The sequence below is a fragment of the Vibrio neptunius genome (assembly GCF_000967495.1).
In the GTDB taxonomy this organism is placed as follows: domain Bacteria; phylum Pseudomonadota; class Gammaproteobacteria; order Enterobacterales; family Vibrionaceae; genus Vibrio; species Vibrio neptunius.
On sequence record NZ_JXXU01000103.1, the window covers coordinates 1 to 1,967 of the forward strand.

Genomic DNA, 1,967 nt, shown 5'->3' on the forward strand with positions numbered 1-1,967 from the left:
CACAGATTATGGGGGAAAACACGCCTTGGGAAAGTGTTAGCCATGAAGAGTAATATACTACTTTAGTTAGTATTATTTACATATGACGTTGCATGAAGATCTACCAATAAAATAATTTAGAATAAATCACCAATAATTAACTCTTTACCTACAACTTACGCGCCTACACTCCCTCTCAACTTTCGACAGAGGGCATGGACATGGAGCGTAAACCACCCGACCCGTTTAAAACAAAAAGACCTCACATTAGGGCTGGCTACAAGCCGATTATTGAACAGAAACCAGCTGGCCCAATGCCAACCATTTCTCCACCCGAAGAGAAGGAGCCAGCCTTCGCTTACGCGGTCGAATATGCGTGCGAGATGAGTTTGTACAGCAAGGCAGTCGAGCCGCACATAGGCAGCCTGCTAGGCAAGACCGCACAAGAAAGCCGGCTCTCTCAATGGCGTCAAGTCGCCAATGGCCCTCATACCCGCAGCATTGTCTCGATAGACAAGCAAGAAACCCAACAATTGTGGGTGGGAAGCAAAGCCCCGCTTCCGGTCAATGCCGAACTCCGTTGGGCAGACATCACGCCTCAAGACAAAGACCACCTCACTATCGAATACGCGTTTGTGCCAATTCGCCCCGCGATCCAAATCGGCGAAATGCTCGGCCTACCGACCGAAGGCTATTTGTACCATTTTGTTGATGGTGAGCTGCTGCATGAATACCGCTTCCAAGGGGACACTCGGTATCACTTTTTGGTCACGCAAAGCACAGCGGGGGCCATGAATCCAGAGCCTAGAAGCCAGTTTGGCAGCGATTTTGTCTTAGCCCTGTGGAAGCGAGAGGGTCAGGTGGTGGTCGACCAGCACTTGCTGTTTAGCCGACACGCCATGGATGACCAAGCCATATCGGCGGTAGACACGGCCTTTTTAAATGAGCATGGCGTCCAGCTCGATATGGACGCCATTATCCCTTTGACCAAAGGGCCAATCGTGGAAGAGGTAAGTCGCCGAGCCGCTCACAAGGCGGCTCAAGGGGAAACCCTAGAGCAGATTGCTCAGCAGCACGGTGTCACTCTTGAGACCTTACAAACCTTAAACCCGACGTTGCCATTATCGCCACTGGATAAGGGGGCGGTCATCTACACCGAGCCCGTGAGGGTGTACAACCATGCGCTGGATGTCGGTTACCCAGCCTTTACCGCCCGGCTCAGTGAGGGGCTGCTCTCGATAGACCGCATCGCCCGTGAGAAACCGTTTCCCGTGGTGAAGGTCGCCACGGCGAATCAAAGCGCCTTTGCCGCCTTGGCTCCGGTGCGCTACGCCATCGACAACCGAGACCTCAACACACTCAATGATGAGGTGGTCAAAGGGCTTAGCCCCATCACTGACACCACACTCTTCCCGGGCGGCGTGCTGCGCTCAGACAAACTCCCTTATACCTTACGGCAGCTGCGCGATGGCTGGCTCTATGCCCTCAGCCAAGACCCCGAGACCGACGCTTGGTCTGTGGCTGAATACCAAGTAATCAAAGGTGAGTTCTACCGCTTTGTTGGTGACCTAGCCGAAACGCGATATAACGCAGACGCTGAAAAGCCGCACGCTTACGTGCTTTATCAAACTGGCCGGCCTTATTTTATCGGTTATGCGAGCCAGCGCTGGACACAAAACCTGCAAGATTTCTACACAGGCGATACTCCAGAGAGCCAACAAGCAAGACAAGCCTGGCTGCGCGATATCACCGCCCCAACCCATCGCCTGCCGATTGAACAAATCTCAAAAGAAGTGGCCGATGTCGGCAAAGAAGACTTAAGCGCGTTTTATTTGACCTGCGCCTCTCCCACGGTGACCGAAGCCGATGACCAAGGGCTTATCAGCCCACTGCAGCCTGCGTCCCTCATCAGCTACCAGTATCAAGCCCCCCTGTTGTGCGCCCACCATTTTGTCGCTTTGGATGACCCCTTGGCTGACTTCACCGAC

Annotated in this window: 1 protein-coding gene; it reads left to right on the forward strand. The window is 53.4% G+C overall.

Annotation, left to right across the window (positions count from 1 at the left end):
* Window positions 1-200 precede the first annotated feature (200 nt).
* Window positions 201-1,967 (forward strand): LysM peptidoglycan-binding domain-containing protein (locus TW84_RS22800; RefSeq protein WP_045977897.1); only part of this gene is annotated, 1,767 nt, incomplete at its 3' end.